Origin of the sequence: Saccharothrix variisporea, from assembly GCF_003634995.1 — a bacterium.
Classification (GTDB): Bacteria; Actinomycetota; Actinomycetes; order Mycobacteriales; family Pseudonocardiaceae; genus Actinosynnema; species Actinosynnema variisporeum.
In genome coordinates this window covers 4,177,831-4,194,934 of sequence record NZ_RBXR01000001.1, presented here as the reverse complement: position 1 = coordinate 4,194,934, position 17,104 = coordinate 4,177,831, and the positions used below count along the sequence as shown (strand labels likewise).

Genomic DNA, 17,104 nt, shown 5'->3' with positions numbered 1-17,104 from the left:
CTGGTTGGAGAATTCCATGTCCGACACACCACAGCCGTCCACGGCGACGGCCACCCCCACGGCCCCCGCCCGGCTCGTCCCGCCGCCCGTGATCGTGGGCGTGCTCATGACCGCCGCCGTCCTGGCGGTCGCGCAGCTGTACCTGACCGTCCCCCTGCTGCCGGGCATCGCGGCCCGCCACTCCGTCCCGCTGACCACCGCCGCCTGGGTGGGCGGCGGGTTCGGCTTCGCGTTCGCCCTGGGCAACCTCTTCTTCGGCACCGCCTCCGACCGCTACGACCGCCGGTACGTCATGGCCATCGGCCTCACCATCGGCGCCCTGACCTGCGTCGTCGCCGGCGCGGCCGACTCGTTCGGCCTCCTGCTGGCCGCCCGCGTGGCCGAGGGCTTCCTGGCGGCGGCAGTCCCCGCGGTCTCCCTCGCCTACACCGCCGAGGTCCTGCCACCCGCCCGCCGCGCCGTCGGCGTGACCGCCGTGTCCAGCTCGTTCCTGCTGGCGGGCCTGGTCGGCCAGGCCTACGCCCTGGGCGTGGACCGCGCCGCCGGCCCCCGCTGGGTCTTCTGGCTGCTAGTGCCGCTGCTCTTGGCCACGGCCTTCGCCCTGACCCGCCTACCCGCCGTCCCCCGCCGCACCGGCGCCCCGTGGCGCGCGTTCAGCCGCCTCCTGCGCACCCCGGCCCTGCTGACGGCCTACCCCGGCGCGTTGACCCTGCTGCTCACGTTCGTCGGCATGTACACCGCACTCAGCGCAACGGTCGGCGAACGCTACGACATCCACGACGCCGGCACGCTCCTCCTGCTTCGCCTCCCCGGCCTGCCCGGCATCGTGCTCGGCGCCTTCGCCGGCCCCCTGATCGCCCGCTACGGCCCCCACCGCGTCGCGGTCTCGGCCCTGCTCACGGCCGCGGTCGGCCTGGGCGTCGAGGCGGTGACCGGCGGGATCGTCGGGGTGCTGGTGGGCAGCGCGGTCTTCGTGGCGGGCCTGGCCGTGGCGGTGCCGTCGCTGGTGGCGGTCGTCGGCCAGGCGTCGGGCGAGGCGCGCGGCGCGGGGCTGGCCGGTTACGCCTTCCTGGTCGGCCTCGGCGGCGGCATCAGCCCGGTCCTGGTCGCGGCCCTGCTGCCCGCCGGCTTCGCCGTGGTCTGCGTGGTGCTCGCAGCCATCCTGGTGACAGCGGCGACCATCCTGACCTTCGGCGCCAGACGCACCTAGACCGCACCCCGAGCGGGCAGTCCGCCTCGCCGAGCGGTAGTCCGCCTGCCTTGCCGAGCGGCAGTCCGCCGGAAGGACACAACTCAACTCGGGCTTCTTGCTTTTGTCATCCCCGTATGGCCTGCCCGAAGGGCTACCACAGATTTCCCCGGGTGCAGCCGAAAGTTTTTGCGAGGAACGAGCAAAAAGTTTTAGCGGCACCCGGGGAAATCTGTGGTAGGCTCCGCCAGGCCATACGGGGATGACAAAAGCAAGAAGCCCCCGCAGTTGCAGTTGGTCATCCTTGGCGGCCTGCCCGCCGGCGAGGCTCTTTTAATCTTTGAACTGAACGCTTCGCTCTCAAGCCGAACGCGCTTCGCGCTCTTGGGGGCGCTGCGCGCTCGAAAGATCAAAAGCGGCGCTCGCCGCGCGGCAGGCCGCCAGCGGGGGGTGAAGGGCGTCGGTTCCCCCGCCGTATGGCCTGGCGGAGCCAACCACATTTTCCAGGGGTTGCCGCTAAAACTTTTGCTCGTTCCTCGCAAAACTTTCGGCTGCAACCCCTGGAAAATGTGGTAGCCCTTCGGGCAGGCCATACGGCGGGGGAACCGAGGCCCTCCACCTGTGTTGAGACCACCACACAAAGCGCGCTGCGCGCGCCGGAAAGCGAAAAGCCGCGCTGTGCGCGCCAAAGACCTGGTGCGCGCCGGGAACGATCACTCGGTCGAGTCGGTCGAGGGTTGGCGCATCCCTGCCATCCGGCGTGCGGCAGCCACCACGGCCGCACGCCGGGCCGCGTGGTCCTCCGTGCCGGTCACCATGAGGGCCACCTGCGGTACTGCCACCCACCACGCGGCCAGGGCCATGTTCATGAACATCAGTTCGGCCGCGCCCACGGCGTCGTCGATCGTGCCCGCCTCCTGGGCTGACCGCACCGCCGCCACCTTGCGCCCGTAGTGGTCGCGCCGGCCTTCCTCGTCGGCTACCGGCCCGGACCCGTACGCCAGCGCCTCCCACTGCAGCAGCCGCACCAGGTGCGGGTTGGCCAGGTGGTAGTCGTAGCACCGTCCCGCGTGCTCACCGAGGTCGTCCAACGACGTCAGGGGCACCGCCGCCGCGATCTTCGCCAGTTCGTCGGACAGCACGGTCTGGAACAACCGCTCCTTGTCCCCGAAGTAGTTGTAGAGCCGCTCCTTGTTGATGCCCGCACGCGCGGCGATGCGTTCCATGCGCGTCCCGGCCAGGCCGTGCGCGGCGAACTCGACGACCGCGGCCTCCAACAGCCGCCTACGCGTCTCCTCGGTGTTCCACGCCACGGTCGGATGATATCCAACCCGACCGTTGCCGCCCCGGCAGCAGCAGTGCCAGCACCGCGCCCACCCCGCACACGACGGCCGTGATCAGGAAGATCTCGTGGTACTCGGTGAGCAGCGCGTCCACCAGCGCCCGCTGGTAGGCCTCCGCCCGCCGCTGGAACTCCGCCGGCTCCACCCCGAACGGCAACGGCGTGTCCAACCCCGCGGTGAGCTCCCGGAACCGGTGCAGGCCCCACGCCGACAGCGCCGCCACCCCGACCAGCATCCCGGTCATCCGCGCCACGACCACCGCCGCCGACGCCACCCCGTGCTGCGCCGCGGGCACCACCCGCAGCACCGCCGACGACACCGGCGCGATCACCAACCCCAACCCGAACCCCGCCACCGCCAGGTCCCGGGCCAGCACGAACCCGGCCACGTCCGCCGGCCACCGCGCGATCAGCACGTAGGCGAGAGCAGCGACCACCAGCCCGGCGAACGACACCCACCGGTCACCGACCCGACCCGCCAGCCACCCGCCGACCAACGCACCCACCGGCAACGCGACCAGGAACCGCGCCAGCAACGCCACCGCCGACGCCGAGTCCCGCCGCAACACCGTCTGCGCGAACAACTCGACGTCCACCAACGTCACCATCAGCGCCGCCCCGGCCGCCAACGACACCCCGAGCGTCGCCAGGAACGGCCGCACGGGCACCGACGACAGGTCCAGCAGCCGCACCGACGACCGCCGCTCCCACCACACGAACCCGACGAACACCACCACCGACGCACCCAGCACCGGCCACCCCCAAGGCGGCAGCACGGCGTGCTCCGGATCGGGGTTGTACAGCCCCACCACCAGCAACGACAGCGACAACGCCAACAACGCCCCGCCGACGACGTCGACCCGGACGTGCGACCGACCCCCACCCGGCACGGTCCGGTGCACGACCAGCGCCGCCACCAGCGCCAACGGCAGGTTCACCCAGAACACCCACCGCCAGCTCTGCGGCTCCCACGACTCGAACACCGACCAGGCGTTGAACAGCGAGGTCACGCCGACCCCGTACAGGGTGCCGAGCACGCTCCCCAGCTCCTGCGCCGCCCCGACGACCCCCAGCGCACCCGCCCGCCGCCGCTCCGACCACAGGTCACCGACCAGCGCCATGGTCACCGGCAGCAACGCGCCACCGGCCAACCCCTGCACCACCCGCCCGGCCACCAGCAGCGGCAGATCCGCGGCCAACGCCGTGACCGCCGAGCCCACGGCGAACCCGCCCAGGCACAGGTGCAGCACCAACCGCCGCCCGAACCGGTCCGACAGCTGACCCAGCAGCGGCATCCCGGCCACGTACCCGAGCAGGTACCCGGTCACGACCGGCGTGGCCCGCTCCAGCTTGTTCACCGGGATGCCCAGGTCACGCACCATGTCCACGAGCACGCCGACCACGACGTACGCGTCCAGCGCGCCGAGCAGGACCGCGACGGCGCCCGCGCCGATCGCCAGGCGGCGGGAGGTCACTTCGGCGGTTCGACGGTGAAGGACTTGTTGAAGTCCGACAGCGCCACGGTGACCTTCGCCCCGCTGGGCAGCGCGAACACCGCGTTGGTCAGCTTGTCGTCCTTCACGGAGAACGTGCCCTTCACGTCCGCCCCGATGCCCGGCACGAGCCCGCCCACGACGTCCTTCGGCACGGTCGCCTCGACCACGGTCACCCCGCCGTCGCTGCTGACCGTCTTGGCGTCCTTGGCGCTGGACAGGACCTTCGCCACACCCTTGTCCGGGTTCAGGATCGCCGTCGGGTCGTACACCTGACCGGCCAGCGCCGCGGGCAGCTTGGTGAACCCGCCCGTCGGCCCCTTGAAGTACAGGTCCGACTTCACCAGCACGTACTCGACCTCGATGAGCTGCCCGAACTGGTCGACCTTCGCCCGGCCCTTCGAGTCGCCGGCGGCGTTCAGGTCGCCCTCGGCGTCCTTCACGGTCACGTTCGGCAGCTCGCCGTCCACCTTGATCGTGAAGTGCGTGCTGGTCACCGACCGCATGGCGGTGGCGGACCGGCCGAGCACCTCGGAGCCCTCGGGCAGGTCACCGGAGGAGGACGTGCACCCGGCCAGCAGCAATGCGAGCGCGCCTACCAGGACGCGGCGTCGGAACATACCCGGAATGGTAGATCCACCCGCCTCGCACCTAGGCTTCGTCACATGAACCGCCAGCAGGAGTTCGTCCTCCGCACCCTTGAGGAACGGGACATCCGGTTCGTCCGGCTCTGGTTCACCGACGTCCTCGGCTTCCTCAAGTCGGTCGCGGTGGCCCCCGCCGAACTGGAAGGCGCCTTCAGCGAGGGCATCGGCTTCGACGGCTCGGCCATCGAGGGCTTCGCGCGGGTCTACGAGTCGGACATGGTCGCCAAGCCCGACCCGTCCACCTTCCAGGTCCTGCCCTGGAAGACCCCGGACAACAACCACTACTCGGCCCGCATGTTCTGCGACATCGCGATGCCCGACGGCTCCCCGTCGTGGGCCGACCCCCGGCACGTCCTGCGCCGGACCCTGGCCAAGGCCAGCGAGGCGGGCTTCACCTGCTACGTCCACCCGGAGATGGAGTTCTTCCTGCTGAAGAACCTCCCTGACGACGGCAGCGAGCCCCTCCCGGCCGACAACGGCGGTTTCTTCGACCAGACCAGCCACGAGACCGCGACCCACTTCCGCCGGCACGCCATCGAGGCGCTGGAGGCGATGGGCATCTCGGTCGAGTTCAGCCACCACGAGGGCGCGCCCGGCCAGCAGGAGATCGACCTGCGCTACGCCGACGCCCTGACCATGGCCGACAACGTCATGACGTTCCGGTACGTGGTGAAGGAGGTCGCGATCACGCAGGGCGTGCGCGCGAGCTTCATGCCCAAGCCGTTCTCCGACCAGCCCGGCTCCGGCATGCACACCCACGTGAGCCTGTTCGAGGGCGACCAGAACGCGTTCTACGACGCCGAGGACCCCTACCAGCTCTCCGACACCGGCAAGGCGTTCGTCGCCGGCCTGCTCAAGCACGCCCGCGAGATCTCCGGCGTCACCAACCAGTGGGTCAACTCCTACAAGCGGCTCATCGTCGGCGGCGAGGCCCCGACCGCCGTGTGCTGGGGCCACGCCAACCGGTCCGCGCTGGTCCGCGTCCCGATGTACTCGCCGGGCAAGTCGTCCTCCCGCCGGGTGGAGATCCGGTCGCTGGACTCGGCGTGCAACCCGTACCTGGCGTACGCGGTGATCCTCGCCGCCGGCCTCAAGGGCGTCGAGAAGGGCTACGAGCTGCCCCCGGCCGCCGAGGACGACGTGTGGTCGCTGACCGACCGCGAACGCCGCGCCGCCGGGTACGACAACCTGCCGCAGAACCTGGGCGAGGCGCTGACCGAGATGGAGAACTCCGAGCTGCTCGCCGAGGCGCTGGGCGAACACGTGTACGACTACTTCCTGCGCAACAAGCGCAACGAGTGGGACCAGTACCGCCGCAGCGTCACGCCCTACGAGCTCCGAACGCTGCTGCCGGTCCTGTGAGGGAACAACCCGTGCGGGTGGTCCACACCGGGCACTCGGAGAAGCTAGGTTTGCAGACCGTGACCGAGGTGCCCGCGAGTTCGGAAGCCCTTCCCCGGTTGATCGCGTGCACGGTGGCCACGGCCGCCGAGCTGCCGGCGGTCAAGGCGCTGTCGAACTCCTTCCTGGCAAACCACCCGGAGGCGCGGTTCCTCGCGCTGGTCGTCGACGCCCTGCCGGAGAACTCGGGACCGGGCCTGATCACGCCGGCCGACCTGGGCGTGACCCCGGCCGAGCTGGCGGAACTGGCCACCGGCTGCACCGCCGCACAACTGTGCGGCCTGCTGCGCCCGAGGCTGTTGGAACAACTCCTGGGCCAGGGCCTGCCGGTCCTCTACCTGTCCCCGTGGACGCAGGTCCTGGCGCCCCTGACCGACCAGGTCCTGGCCGCCGTCCGCCAGGGCCCCTTGGTCCTCCTCCCACGCGCCCTGCGCCCCCTCCCGGACGACGGTCTGCGCCCCACCCCCACCGAGCTGCTGGAAACCGGCGTCTTCGACCCGGGCTTCCTGGCGGTGGCCCCCGGCGCCGAACCGTTCCTCCGCTCCCTGGAGGAACAACTCCGCCGCACCCCGGACGCCACCAAGGCCGTCCTCGACACGGCCCCGGCCCTGGTCAGCCTGCACGTCCTGCGCGACGCCACCATCGGCCTGTCCGCGTGGAACGCCGGCCAACGCGACCTCCACCGCCTGCCCGACGGCACCCTCACGGTTCTCGGCGAACCCCTCCGCACAGTCCACTTCGAGGGCTTCGACCCCCGCCGCCCGTGGCTGCTCTCCGCGGACTTCGCCGACCGCCCGCGCGTGCTCCTGTCGGAACACCGCGAACTGGCCGAACTCTGCACCACGTACCGAGCGGACCTGGTCAAACGCGGCTGGACCCAGACCCAGGTCCCTTACGGCTTCGGCCGCCTGCCAGACGGCACCCCCATCCCGGACCCGTTGCGCACGGCGTACCGCGAGGCAGCCCGCAAAACCCCAGGCTCAGCCTTCAACCCCACCCACCACGCCCGAACCACCCCACCCACTCCCGCCGGTCCCACTCCCGCCACCCCCGCGCCGGCCCACCCCGCTCCCGCGAAGCCCGCTCCCGCGAAGCCTGCTTCCGCCGAGCCCACCGAGCCCGCCGAGCCGGAATTGTCGGCCCCCCGTGAGACAATGGAAGCGGGGGCCGGCGGCCACGCCGAACGCGAAAAACCGCAGGTCAACGGCACTCCAGCGGCACTACCCACCACGCCGCCCGCCACCACTTCCCCCGCGCCCGCCGCCGCGTCCCGAACCGCGCAGCCCGGCACCGCTCCCGAGCACCAGCCGCACCCCGCCCCGGCGTTCGGCCCGGACGGCGCCGCCGCCTTCCTCGCCTGGGCCTGCGAACCCGCCGAAGGCCTCCCCGGCAGCACCCGCTGGTCCGCCGCCCTCTGGCAGAGCGACCCGGCACTCCAGACCCAGTTCCCCGACCCCTTCGGCACCGACGCCGCCGCCTTCCGCGACTGGTGCGCCGGCCCCGGCGTCGCCGCGGGCCGCCTGCCCGTCCCCGCCGTCCCCAGCGCCCGCGCCGACGCCCCCGCCCTGCTCGACCAGCTCGGCGTCTCCGTCCTCGGCACCGGCCCGATCGCCGACCTCCTGCACGCCGCCGCCAAAGCGTCCGGCCTGCCCATGTCCACCGGCCTCGGCTACCCGGTCGTCGTCCGCGTCGACGACACCCCCGTCCCCGCCGGCCGGCACGTCGTCGACTACCGCCTCGACGCCGGCGCCTCGCCCGACGCGCACGAGTTGTGGGTGCCGTCCGAGACGACCCGCGCCGCCGTCGAACGCCCCGGCGGGCCGACCGTGCGCGTCCTGCCGCTGCCGATCCACGACCGGGAACCGCACGACGAGCACGAGGGCATCGTCCTGGGAGCGCTCGCCGACCACGCCATCGACCGCGAGGGCAACGTCCTCGGCGCGGTGTCCGCGTTCCTCGCCGCCTTCCCCGACCGCAACGACGTCACCCTGCGCATCGAGGTCTCGCACGCCGACGACCACCCCGAAGCCGCCGAGCGCCTCCGCCTCGCCACCGCCGCCGACCCGCGCATCGAACTCGTCGACGACCTCGGCCCGGTGGACTGCCTGATCTCCCTGCACCGCGGCCGCGGCGACCGCGTCACCCACGCCCTCACCGCGCACGCCGCCCGGGGCGTCCCGCTGCTGGTCGCCGACCACGGTGCCGTGGCCGAGCTGTTCGACAAGCAGTCCGTGGTCTTCGTGCCGTGCCGCCAGGGCACCGAACCCGACGGGCAGGCCGCTGCCAAGCTGCTGCGCGCCCTCGCCGACGACCTGCCGGCCGCCCGCGCCATCGGCGAGAAGGGCCGCGCCCGCCTGGGCACCCGCAGCGTCGCCCGCGTCGGCGACCTCATGCGCGACCGCGTCGAACACGCCTACCGCACCTGGCGCTCCCGCCGTGCCGCCACCCGCACCAGCCCGGCCACCGACCCGATGAAGGCGTTGCACTCGGCGAAGCACGCCCTGCTGCGCCAGCCCGACGTCGGCACGGCCAGCCGCACGCCGATGGCGCCGCAGCTGCGCAAGATGGTCCTGCGCGTGCTCGACCACTACGACAACCACATGCGCGACGTCCTCAACTCGCTCGTGGACGGCGTCGAGCGCACGGTGTCCGAGCTGGTCCGCCGCCAGGACGAGCTGACCACCGGCGTCGGCCTCGGCGAACTCGAGGTGCTGCGCGCCGAGATCGAGGAACACGTCGAGCGCCAGGGCCAGCTCGCCGACCAGCTGCTCGGCCTGGACGACGGTGTCGTGCGGGTGCGCGCGGACATGGCCGGCCAGGGCAGGCGGGTCCGCGACATCGAGGACGCCGTCGTCGCCGAGGCCGCCAAGCGCGCCAAGCAGGGCGACGCGCTGGCCCAACGCATCGACAAGCTCGCCGTCGCGCTGGAGCGCACGCTCGACCGGATCGACACGCTGGAGTCGAAGGTCGTCGAGGTCATCCGCGACCGCGACCACCGCTTGGACGCCGGCCTGCGTGCCGCCAACCAGGCCCAGCAGACCGCCGACGCCCTGCGCCGGGTCGTCGTGCGCGAACACGAGCGGCACGGCGAGGCGGTGCCGGACGTCCGCAGCTCGCTGGTGTTGACCGAGGTCGGCTTGCTGCGGCTGCCGTCCGACGACGCCTTCATGCTGCCGATGCTGTCGAGCAACGGGGTGTGGGAGAGCGAGCTGTCCGAGCTGATCGACTCGGTCGTGGAGCCGGACGGGATCTTCCTCGACATCGGCGCGTACGTCGGCTACCAGACCGTGCGGATGCTCAGCCGGTTCGGCACCGGCGGTGCCGTGGTCGCGGTCGAGCCGTGCCCGTCAGCGCGGGAACTGCTGCGGCACAACGTTTCTGTGAACCTGCCCGAACGGGTCGCGGAGCGGCTGGTCGTGGTGGACGCGGCGGCGTGGGAGAGCGTCGGCGAACTGGCGACGCAGCCCGCGTTGACCGGCGGCGTGTCCGTCGCGCCCTTGGCTCCCGACGCTCCGGAGGACGCGCCGCGCGTGCGGTCGGCCCGGCTCGACAAGGAGCTGGAGGCCGTGCCGGCGTTGCAGGGCATGAAGCTCTCCGTCGTCCGGGTGGACGCGCCGGGCCGCGGTCACCGCGCGTTGGCCGGACTGGTGCGCCTGCTGCGCCGGGATCGCCCGCACGTCTTCCTGGAGTTCTCCGCGACCGCTACGGAGAGCCTCGGCGACGACCCGGTGACGGTGCTCAAGGAGTTCCGCATCTGGGGCTACGACCTGGTGCCGGTCGCGACCCGCGAGGCCGCGTCGCCGGAGCAGATCGTGGCCGCGATGGAGGGCCTGCGGACCATCTCGCTGTGGCTGCGCCCGCGTCCGGTCCAGGCGAAGCCGGCGGCTCCGCAGGTGGCCGTGCCGGTCCGCGAGCCGTCCGCCGACCCCGCGACAGCCCGCTGACCAGGCGATTTGACTTCGTGCGTGGTCATGAGTAACTTTTACCGAGTCGCCAGCAAGACCCCGGAACGAGCGGTTGACACCGCGAATCGGGCCGGGTAGAGTTCTGCGGCGTCACTCCCGGAAGCGAACAAGTGGTCTAGAAGGCCGCCTCGGTTCCACGGAGAAAACAAGCAAACTGAATGCGAAGCGAGTTTGGCGCGGAGCGAAGAGACCGGAAACGGCCGATTTGACACCGCGAAAACGAACGAGCTAAGCTTCAAACACAAGCGAAACACAAAGCCCCGGAATGAACCGCGGTAAGACGCGGAACACGATGGTGAGCGCGTGTTCTTTGAGAACTCAACAGCGTGCCGAATAGCCAGTAAATTTATGAACCTCGTCAAGAGGTTTCCTTTGAGATTGACTGGACAACTGGCAATCAACATGGACCATATTCCGGTCCGTGTGTCAGTGTTGTTCGAGCGATCAAACACAATCCTTATTGGAGAGTTTGATCCTGGCTCAGGACGAACGCTGGCGGCGTGCTTAACACATGCAAGTCGAGCGGTAAGGCCCTTCGGGGTACACGAGCGGCGAACGGGTGAGTAACACGTGGGTAACCTGCCCTGTACTCTGGGATAAGCCTGGGAAACTAGGTCTAATACCGGATACGACCACTTCGGGCATCCGTTGTGGTGGAAAGTTCCGGCGGTATGGGATGGACCCGCGGCCTATCAGCTTGTTGGTGGGGTGATGGCCTACCAAGGCGACGACGGGTAGCCGGCCTGAGAGGGTGACCGGCCACACTGGGACTGAGACACGGCCCAGACTCCTACGGGAGGCAGCAGTGGGGAATATTGCACAATGGGCGAAAGCCTGATGCAGCGACGCCGCGTGAGGGATGACGGCCTTCGGGTTGTAAACCTCTTTCAGCAGGGACGAAGCGCGAGTGACGGTACCTGCAGAAGAAGCACCGGCTAACTACGTGCCAGCAGCCGCGGTAATACGTAGGGTGCGAGCGTTGTCCGGAATTATTGGGCGTAAAGAGCTCGTAGGCGGTTTGTTGCGTCGGCCGTGAAAACTTCACGCTTAACGTGGAGCCTGCGGTCGATACGGGCAGACTTGAGTTCGGCAGGGGAGACTGGAATTCCTGGTGTAGCGGTGAAATGCGCAGATATCAGGAGGAACACCGGTGGCGAAGGCGGGTCTCTGGGCCGATACTGACGCTGAGGAGCGAAAGCGTGGGGAGCGAACAGGATTAGATACCCTGGTAGTCCACGCCGTAAACGGTGGGTGCTAGGTGTGGGGGGCTTCCACGTCCTCCGTGCCGCAGCTAACGCATTAAGCACCCCGCCTGGGGAGTACGGCCGCAAGGCTAAAACTCAAAGGAATTGACGGGGGCCCGCACAAGCGGCGGAGCATGTGGATTAATTCGATGCAACGCGAAGAACCTTACCTGGGCTTGACATGCACCGGAAACCTGCAGAGATGTAGGCCTCTTCGGACTGGTGTACAGGTGGTGCATGGCTGTCGTCAGCTCGTGTCGTGAGATGTTGGGTTAAGTCCCGCAACGAGCGCAACCCTCGTTCCATGTTGCCAGCGCGTTATGGCGGGGACTCATGGGAGACTGCCGGGGTCAACTCGGAGGAAGGTGGGGATGACGTCAAGTCATCATGCCCCTTATGTCCAGGGCTTCACACATGCTACAATGGCCGGTACAGAGGGCTGCTAAGCCGTGAGGTGGAGCGAATCCCAAAAAGCCGGTCTCAGTTCGGATCGGGGTCTGCAACTCGACCCCGTGAAGTCGGAGTCGCTAGTAATCGCAGATCAGCAACGCTGCGGTGAATACGTTCCCGGGCCTTGTACACACCGCCCGTCACGTCACGAAAGTCGGTAACACCCGAAGCCCGTGGCCCAACCCGTATGGGGGGGAGCGGTCGAAGGTGGGACTGGCGATTGGGACGAAGTCGTAACAAGGTAGCCGTACCGGAAGGTGCGGCTGGATCACCTCCTTTCTAAGGAGCATCTGCACCGGGGTCTTCGGATCATGGTGGAGGCCACGCGGTCGGCGAACGATCGATCGGTGGAGCTCATATTAGTGGATGCTGGCTAATGCAAGGTCGGTTGTTGTTCCGCGAGTTAGTACTGCCTCCTCGGGGGCGTGGAAGGGTCGTGGAGGGGCTTCTGAGTCTTGTTCGGTACGCTGTTGGGTCCTGAGAGAACACGCGAGTGTTTTCCTCAGCGAGAAGACACAGGGCTCTGCCCGTCTTCGAACCGCCCGGGTTGTCGGGTAGGCGAGACAGTAGTGGTGGGGTTGTCTGGTTGTTCTTTGAGAACTGCACAGTGGATGCGAGCATCTTTGTGGCAAGTTATTAAGGGCATACGGTGGATGCCTTGGCACCAGGAGCCGATGAAGGACGTAGGAGACTGCGAAAAGCCTTGGGGAGCTGTCAACCGAGCTGAGATCCAAGGGTGTCCGAATGGGGAAACCCGGCCCCAGTCATGTGGGGTCACCCATACCTGAACACATAGGGTATGTGGAGGGAACGCGGGGAAGTGAAACATCTCAGTACCCGCAGGAAGAGAAAACAACCGTGATTCCGTGAGTAGTGGCGAGCGAAAGCGGAAGAGGCTAAACCGTACTCGTGTGATACCCGGCAGGGGTTGCGTGTACGGGGTCGTGGGACCTGATCGTCGGTTCTGCCGGACCGGCAAGGAGTCATAAAACGGAGTTGTTAGCGGAACGTGTCTGGAAAGCATGGCCGTAGAGGGTGAGAGTCCCGTACGCGAAAACATTCCGTCTCCTTTCAGGGATCCCAAGTAGCAGCGAGCTCGTGGAATTTGCTGTGAATCTGGCGGGACCACCCGCTAAGCCTGAATACTCCCTGGTGACCGATAGCGGACTAGTACCGTGAGGGAAAGGTGAAAAGTACCCCGGGAGGGGAGTGAAATAGTACCTGAAACCGTGTGCCTACAATCCGTCGGAGCCTTTAGGGGTGACGGCGTGCCTTTTGAAGAATGAGCCTGCGAGTTAGTGCTGCGTGGCGAGGTTAACCCGTGTGGGGTAGCCGTAGCGAAAGCGAGTCCGAATAGGGCGTCAGAGTCGCGTGGTCTAGACCCGAAGCGGGGTGATCTAGCCATGGCCAGGGTGAAGCGTGGGTAAGACTGCGTGGAGGCCCGAACCCACCAGGGTTGAAAACCTGGGGGATGAGCTGTGGTTAGGGGTGAAAGGCCAATCAAACTCCGTGATAGCTGGTTCTCCCCGAAATGCATTTAGGTGCAGCGTCGTGTGTTTCGTGCCGGAGGTAGAGCACTGGATGGTCTAGGGGGCCCACAAGCTTACCGAAATCAACCAAACTCCGAATGCCGGTACGTGAGAGCGCGGCAGTGAGACTGCGGGGGATAAGCTTCGTAGTCGAGAGGGAAACAGCCCAGAACGCCGGCTAAGGCCCCTAAGTGTGTGCTAAGTGGGAAAGGATGTGGGGTCGCCCAGACAACCAGGAGGTTGGCTTAGAAGCAGCCACCCTTTAAAGAGTGCGTAATAGCTCACTGGTCAAGTGGTCCTGCGCCGACAATGTAGCGGGGCTTAAGCACACCGCCGAAGCCGTGTCATTCAGCAGCAATGCTGGATGGGTAGGGGAGCGTCGTTCAGCCGTCGAAGCGCCGGAGGAATCCAGGTGTGGAGGCTGGACGAGTGAGAATGCAGGCATGAGTAGCGAAAGCAGAGTGAGAAACTCTGCCGCCGGATGACCAAGGGTTCCTGGGCCAGGCTAATCCGCCCAGGGTAAGTCGGGACCTAAGGCGAGGCCGACAGGCGTAGTCGATGGACAACGGGTTGATATTCCCGTACCCGTGTGAACGCGCCCATGGCGAACCTTGTGATACTAACCGCCCGAAGCGCAGCCCGAGTCTTCGGATGAGGGTTGTTGTGGAGCGCGGGACCTGAACTTGTAGTAGTCAAGCGATGGGGTGACGCAGGAGGGTAGCTCCGCCAGTGAGTGGTAGTACTGGTGTAAGCGTGTAGGCCGTAGCATAGGCAAATCCGTGCTGCATGTAGGCTGAGACGTGATGCATAGCCGATTGAGGCGAAGTAGGGTGATCCCATGCTGCCGAGAAAAGCCTCTAGTGAGTGTTCATGCGGCCCGTACCCCAAACCGACACAGGTGGTCAGGTAGAGAATACCGAGGCGATCGGGCGAACTGTGGTTAAGGAACTCGGCAAAATGCCCCCGTAACTTCGGGAGAAGGGGGGCCGAGGGATTTGAAGCCCCTTGCGGGCTAGGATTTTTCGGCCGCAGAGACCAGCGAGAAGCGACTGTTTACTAAAAACACAGGTCCGTGCGAAGTCGCAAGACGATGTATACGGACTGACGCCTGCCCGGTGCTGGAACGTTAAGGGGACCGGTTAGCTCTTCGGGGCGAAGCTGAGAACTTAAGCGCCAGTAAACGGCGGTGGTAACTATAACCATCCTAAGGTAGCGAAATTCCTTGTCGGGTAAGTTCCGACCTGCACGAATGGCGTAACGACTTCTCGACTGTCTCAACCACAGGCCCGGCGAAATTGCACTACGAGTAAAGATGCTCGTTACGCGCGGCAGGACGGAAAGACCCCGGGACCTTTACTATAGCTTGGTATTGGTGTTCGGTTCGGCTTGTGTAGGATAGGTGGGAGACTGTGAAGCTGTGACGCCAGTCATGGTGGAGTCGTCGTTGAAATACCACTCTGGTCGTACTGGATGTCTAACCTCGGTCCGTGATCCGGATCAGGGACAGTGCCTGGTGGGTAGTTTAACTGGGGCGGTTGCCTCCCAAAGGGTAACGGAGGCGCTCAAAGGTTCCCTCAGCCTGGTTGGCAATCAGGTGTCGAGTGCAAGTGCACAAGGGGGCTTGACTGTGAGACCGACGGGTCGAGCAGGGACGAAAGTCGGAACTAGTGATCCGGCCATGGCTTGTGGAAGCGTGGTCGCTCAACGGATAAAAGGTACCCCGGGGATAACAGGCTGATCTTGCCCAAGAGTCCATATCGACGGCATGGTTTGGCACCTCGATGTCGGCTCGTCGCATCCTGGGGCTGGAGTAGGTCCCAAGGGTTGGGCTGTTCGCCCATTAAAGCGGTACGCGAGCTGGGTTTAGAACGTCGTGAGACAGTTCGGTCCCTATCCGCCGCGCGCGTAGGATACTTGCGGAAGGCTGTCCCTAGTACGAGAGGACCGGGACGGACGGACCTCTGGTGTGCCAGTTGTCCTGCCAAGGGCATTGCTGGTTGGCTACGTTCGGAAGGGATAACCGCTGAAAGCATCTAAGCGGGAAGCTCGTTCCTAGATGAGGTATCCCACCCTTTGTGGGTTAAGGCCCCCAAGAGACTATTGGGTTGATAGGCCGGAGATGGAAGGTCGGTAACGGCTGGAGTTGACCGGTACTAATAGGCCGAGGACTTGCTACGAAGACGCTACGCATCCACTGTGCGGTTCTGAAAGAACCGAACCAGACCAGGCGGGCCCGTGAGGGCGAGCGCCGGGCCTGTTGGGCGGTAATTTCATAGTGTTTCGGTGGTCATAGCGGTTGGGGAACACCCGGTCCCATTCCGAACCCGGTAGTTAAGCCTTCCAGCGCCGATGGTACTGCACTCGTGAGGGTGTGGGAGAGTAGGACGCCGCCGAACATAACTCCCCCCTCAGGGGGCACTCGGATAACCGAGTGCCCCCTGAGGGTTTTTTGCGTTACGGTCCGGCCATGGCGCACGTCGAGAGACACCACGACCTGGCCGGGTTCTGGGCTCTGACCAGGGACTTCTACACCGCGGACCCGGTGCTGCACACCGTGCCGATCACCGTCGTGGGACTCCGCCTGCGCGACCCGATCCCGGACGAGGAGCCGCCGGTCCTGGTGACCGTGACAGACGGCGGACGTGTCGTGGCCGCGGCACTGCGCACCCCGCCGTTCCCGTTGGAGGTGACCGGCGTCGCGCCGCAGTGGGCGCCGGCGGTGGCCGAGGCCCTGGCGGACGCGGACGTGGAGCTGCCGGCCGTCAGCGGGCAGCGGGACTCCGTCGAGGCGTTCGTCCTCGCGTGGACCGAGCGCACCCGCTGGAACGCCGTGGAGAACCAGGCGCTGCGCCTGTTCCGCCTGGGCGAGCTCGACCCTCCCCGTGACGTCCCCGGCACCGCCCGACCCGCCACCGAGGCCGACCGGGACGTCCTGGAGCGGTGGCACTACCGGTTCGTGGACGAGGCCGTCCCGCACGAGCCGGACCCCGAGCGGTCCCGGCGGTACGTCGAGCGCGGGTTGAGCACGGGCACCGGGCACCTGCTGTGGGTCGTCGACGACGAGCCGGTGGCGTGGGCCTCGGCGAGCATCCCGCTGGAGGGCATGTCCCGCGTCGCCCCGGTGTACACGCCGCCGGAGCACCGCCGGCACGGCTACGGCGCCGCCGTCACGGCCGCCGTGTCGACGTGGGCGATGAAGCAGGGCGCGGAGCACGTGGTGCTGTTCACCGACCTGGCCAACCCGATCTCGAACTCGATCTACCAGCGCATCGGCTACCGCCCGGTGACCGACGCCGCCGAGTTCTCCTTCACCCCGCCCGGCCCCTGAGCTACCGGCCAGGCCCCTCGAAGACCTCCCGCGTCACCGGACGGCCGCGCGCCGCCGACGAGAAGACCAGGGACGTCGTCGTGTCCCCGTACCGCTGGGCCTGCTCGACGAAGTCCTCCAGCTCCACCATCGACCGGCACACCACGCGCAGCAGCCAGCAGTCGTCGCCGGTGACGTGGTCGGCGTCGAGGACCTGCGGCAGGGTCACGACCCGCTCGCGGAACCGGGGCGTGTCCAGGCTGCGCACCCGCACCCGCACGATGGCCTCGATCGGCAACCCGAGCCGCTGCGGTGACACGACCGCGCGGTACCCGGTGATCACCCCGGCCTGTTCCAGCCGCCGCACCCGCTCGGTCGTCGCGGGCGCGGACAGGGACACCCGCTTGGCCAGCTCGGTGAACGTCATGCGCCCGTCGCGCTGGAGCAGGTCCAGGAGCTTCCAGTCCAGGTCGTCCAGTTCCACCGTGGAATCGTAGGCACAAGGCCGCCAACACCTGGACTTCCGCATGTGATCCG

The 17,104-nt window shown here is 67.4% G+C and carries 8 protein-coding genes and 3 rRNA genes; 7 read left to right on the top strand and 4 right to left on the bottom strand.

The features are described from left to right. Positions 1 to 16 precede the first annotated feature (16 nt). A complete protein-coding gene (locus tag DFJ66_RS18525; RefSeq protein WP_121222728.1) occupies positions 17 to 1,210 on the top strand; it encodes an MFS transporter in 1,194 nt (397 codons plus the stop codon). Between the two features lie 692 nt (positions 1,211 to 1,902). Here the strand turns inward: DFJ66_RS18525 and DFJ66_RS18520 are convergent. Genes DFJ66_RS18520 through DFJ66_RS18510 form a run of 3 tightly spaced genes read right to left on the bottom strand, consistent with a single transcriptional unit; the run spans position 1,903 to position 4,644 of the window. After that, a complete protein-coding gene (locus DFJ66_RS18520) occupies positions 1,903 to 2,502 on the bottom strand; it encodes a TetR/AcrR family transcriptional regulator (RefSeq protein ID WP_121222726.1) in 600 nt (199 codons plus the stop codon). After that, entirely contained in the window at positions 2,474 to 4,006 is a 1,533-nt protein-coding gene (locus DFJ66_RS18515; RefSeq protein ID WP_121222724.1) for an MFS transporter, read from the bottom strand. Before DFJ66_RS18515 ends, DFJ66_RS18520 begins: the two co-directional genes overlap by 29 nt. Next, positions 4,003 to 4,644, bottom strand: a complete 642-nt coding sequence (locus tag DFJ66_RS18510; RefSeq protein ID WP_121222722.1) for an LppX_LprAFG lipoprotein — start codon at positions 4,642 to 4,644, stop codon at positions 4,003 to 4,005. Before DFJ66_RS18510 ends, DFJ66_RS18515 begins: the two co-directional genes overlap by 4 nt. Before the next feature lie 45 nt (positions 4,645 to 4,689). Here DFJ66_RS18510 and glnA point away from each other — a divergent pair, with 45 nt between their 5' ends. The 6 genes from glnA to DFJ66_RS18480 all read left to right on the top strand — a co-directional run bounded on the left by glnA (position 4,690) and on the right by DFJ66_RS18480 (position 16,588). Then, entirely contained in the window at positions 4,690 to 6,033 is a 1,344-nt protein-coding gene (glnA, locus tag DFJ66_RS18505) for a type I glutamate--ammonia ligase (protein WP_121222720.1), read from the top strand. Positions 6,034 to 6,092: 59 nt separating this feature from the next. Next, the gene (locus tag DFJ66_RS18500) at positions 6,093 to 10,016 is read left to right on the top strand and encodes an FkbM family methyltransferase (protein WP_147459301.1); all 3,924 of its coding nucleotides are present in this window, start codon (positions 6,093 to 6,095) and stop codon (positions 10,014 to 10,016) included. A gap of 478 nt (positions 10,017 to 10,494) precedes the next feature. Then, positions 10,495 to 12,010, top strand: a 16S ribosomal RNA gene (locus DFJ66_RS18495). A gap of 347 nt (positions 12,011 to 12,357) precedes the next feature. Beyond that, a 23S ribosomal RNA gene (locus DFJ66_RS18490) occupies positions 12,358 to 15,437 on the top strand. A 102-nt stretch (positions 15,438 to 15,539) separates the two neighbouring features. Next, positions 15,540 to 15,656 (top strand): 5S ribosomal RNA (gene rrf / locus DFJ66_RS18485). Together the 16S, 23S and 5S rRNA genes form the textbook arrangement of a ribosomal RNA operon. Positions 15,657 to 15,727: 71 nt before the next feature. Next, positions 15,728 to 16,588: a GNAT family N-acetyltransferase gene (locus DFJ66_RS18480; RefSeq protein ID WP_121222716.1), complete on the top strand. Its 861-nt coding sequence runs from the start codon at positions 15,728 to 15,730 to the stop codon at positions 16,586 to 16,588. 1 nt (position 16,589) lies between these two features. On the opposite strand, the gene DFJ66_RS18475 is transcribed toward DFJ66_RS18480, so the two are convergent. Continuing rightward, positions 16,590 to 17,051: an Lrp/AsnC family transcriptional regulator gene (locus tag DFJ66_RS18475; protein ID WP_121222714.1), complete on the bottom strand. Its 462-nt coding sequence runs from the start codon at positions 17,049 to 17,051 to the stop codon at positions 16,590 to 16,592. Positions 17,052 to 17,104 lie beyond the last annotated feature (53 nt).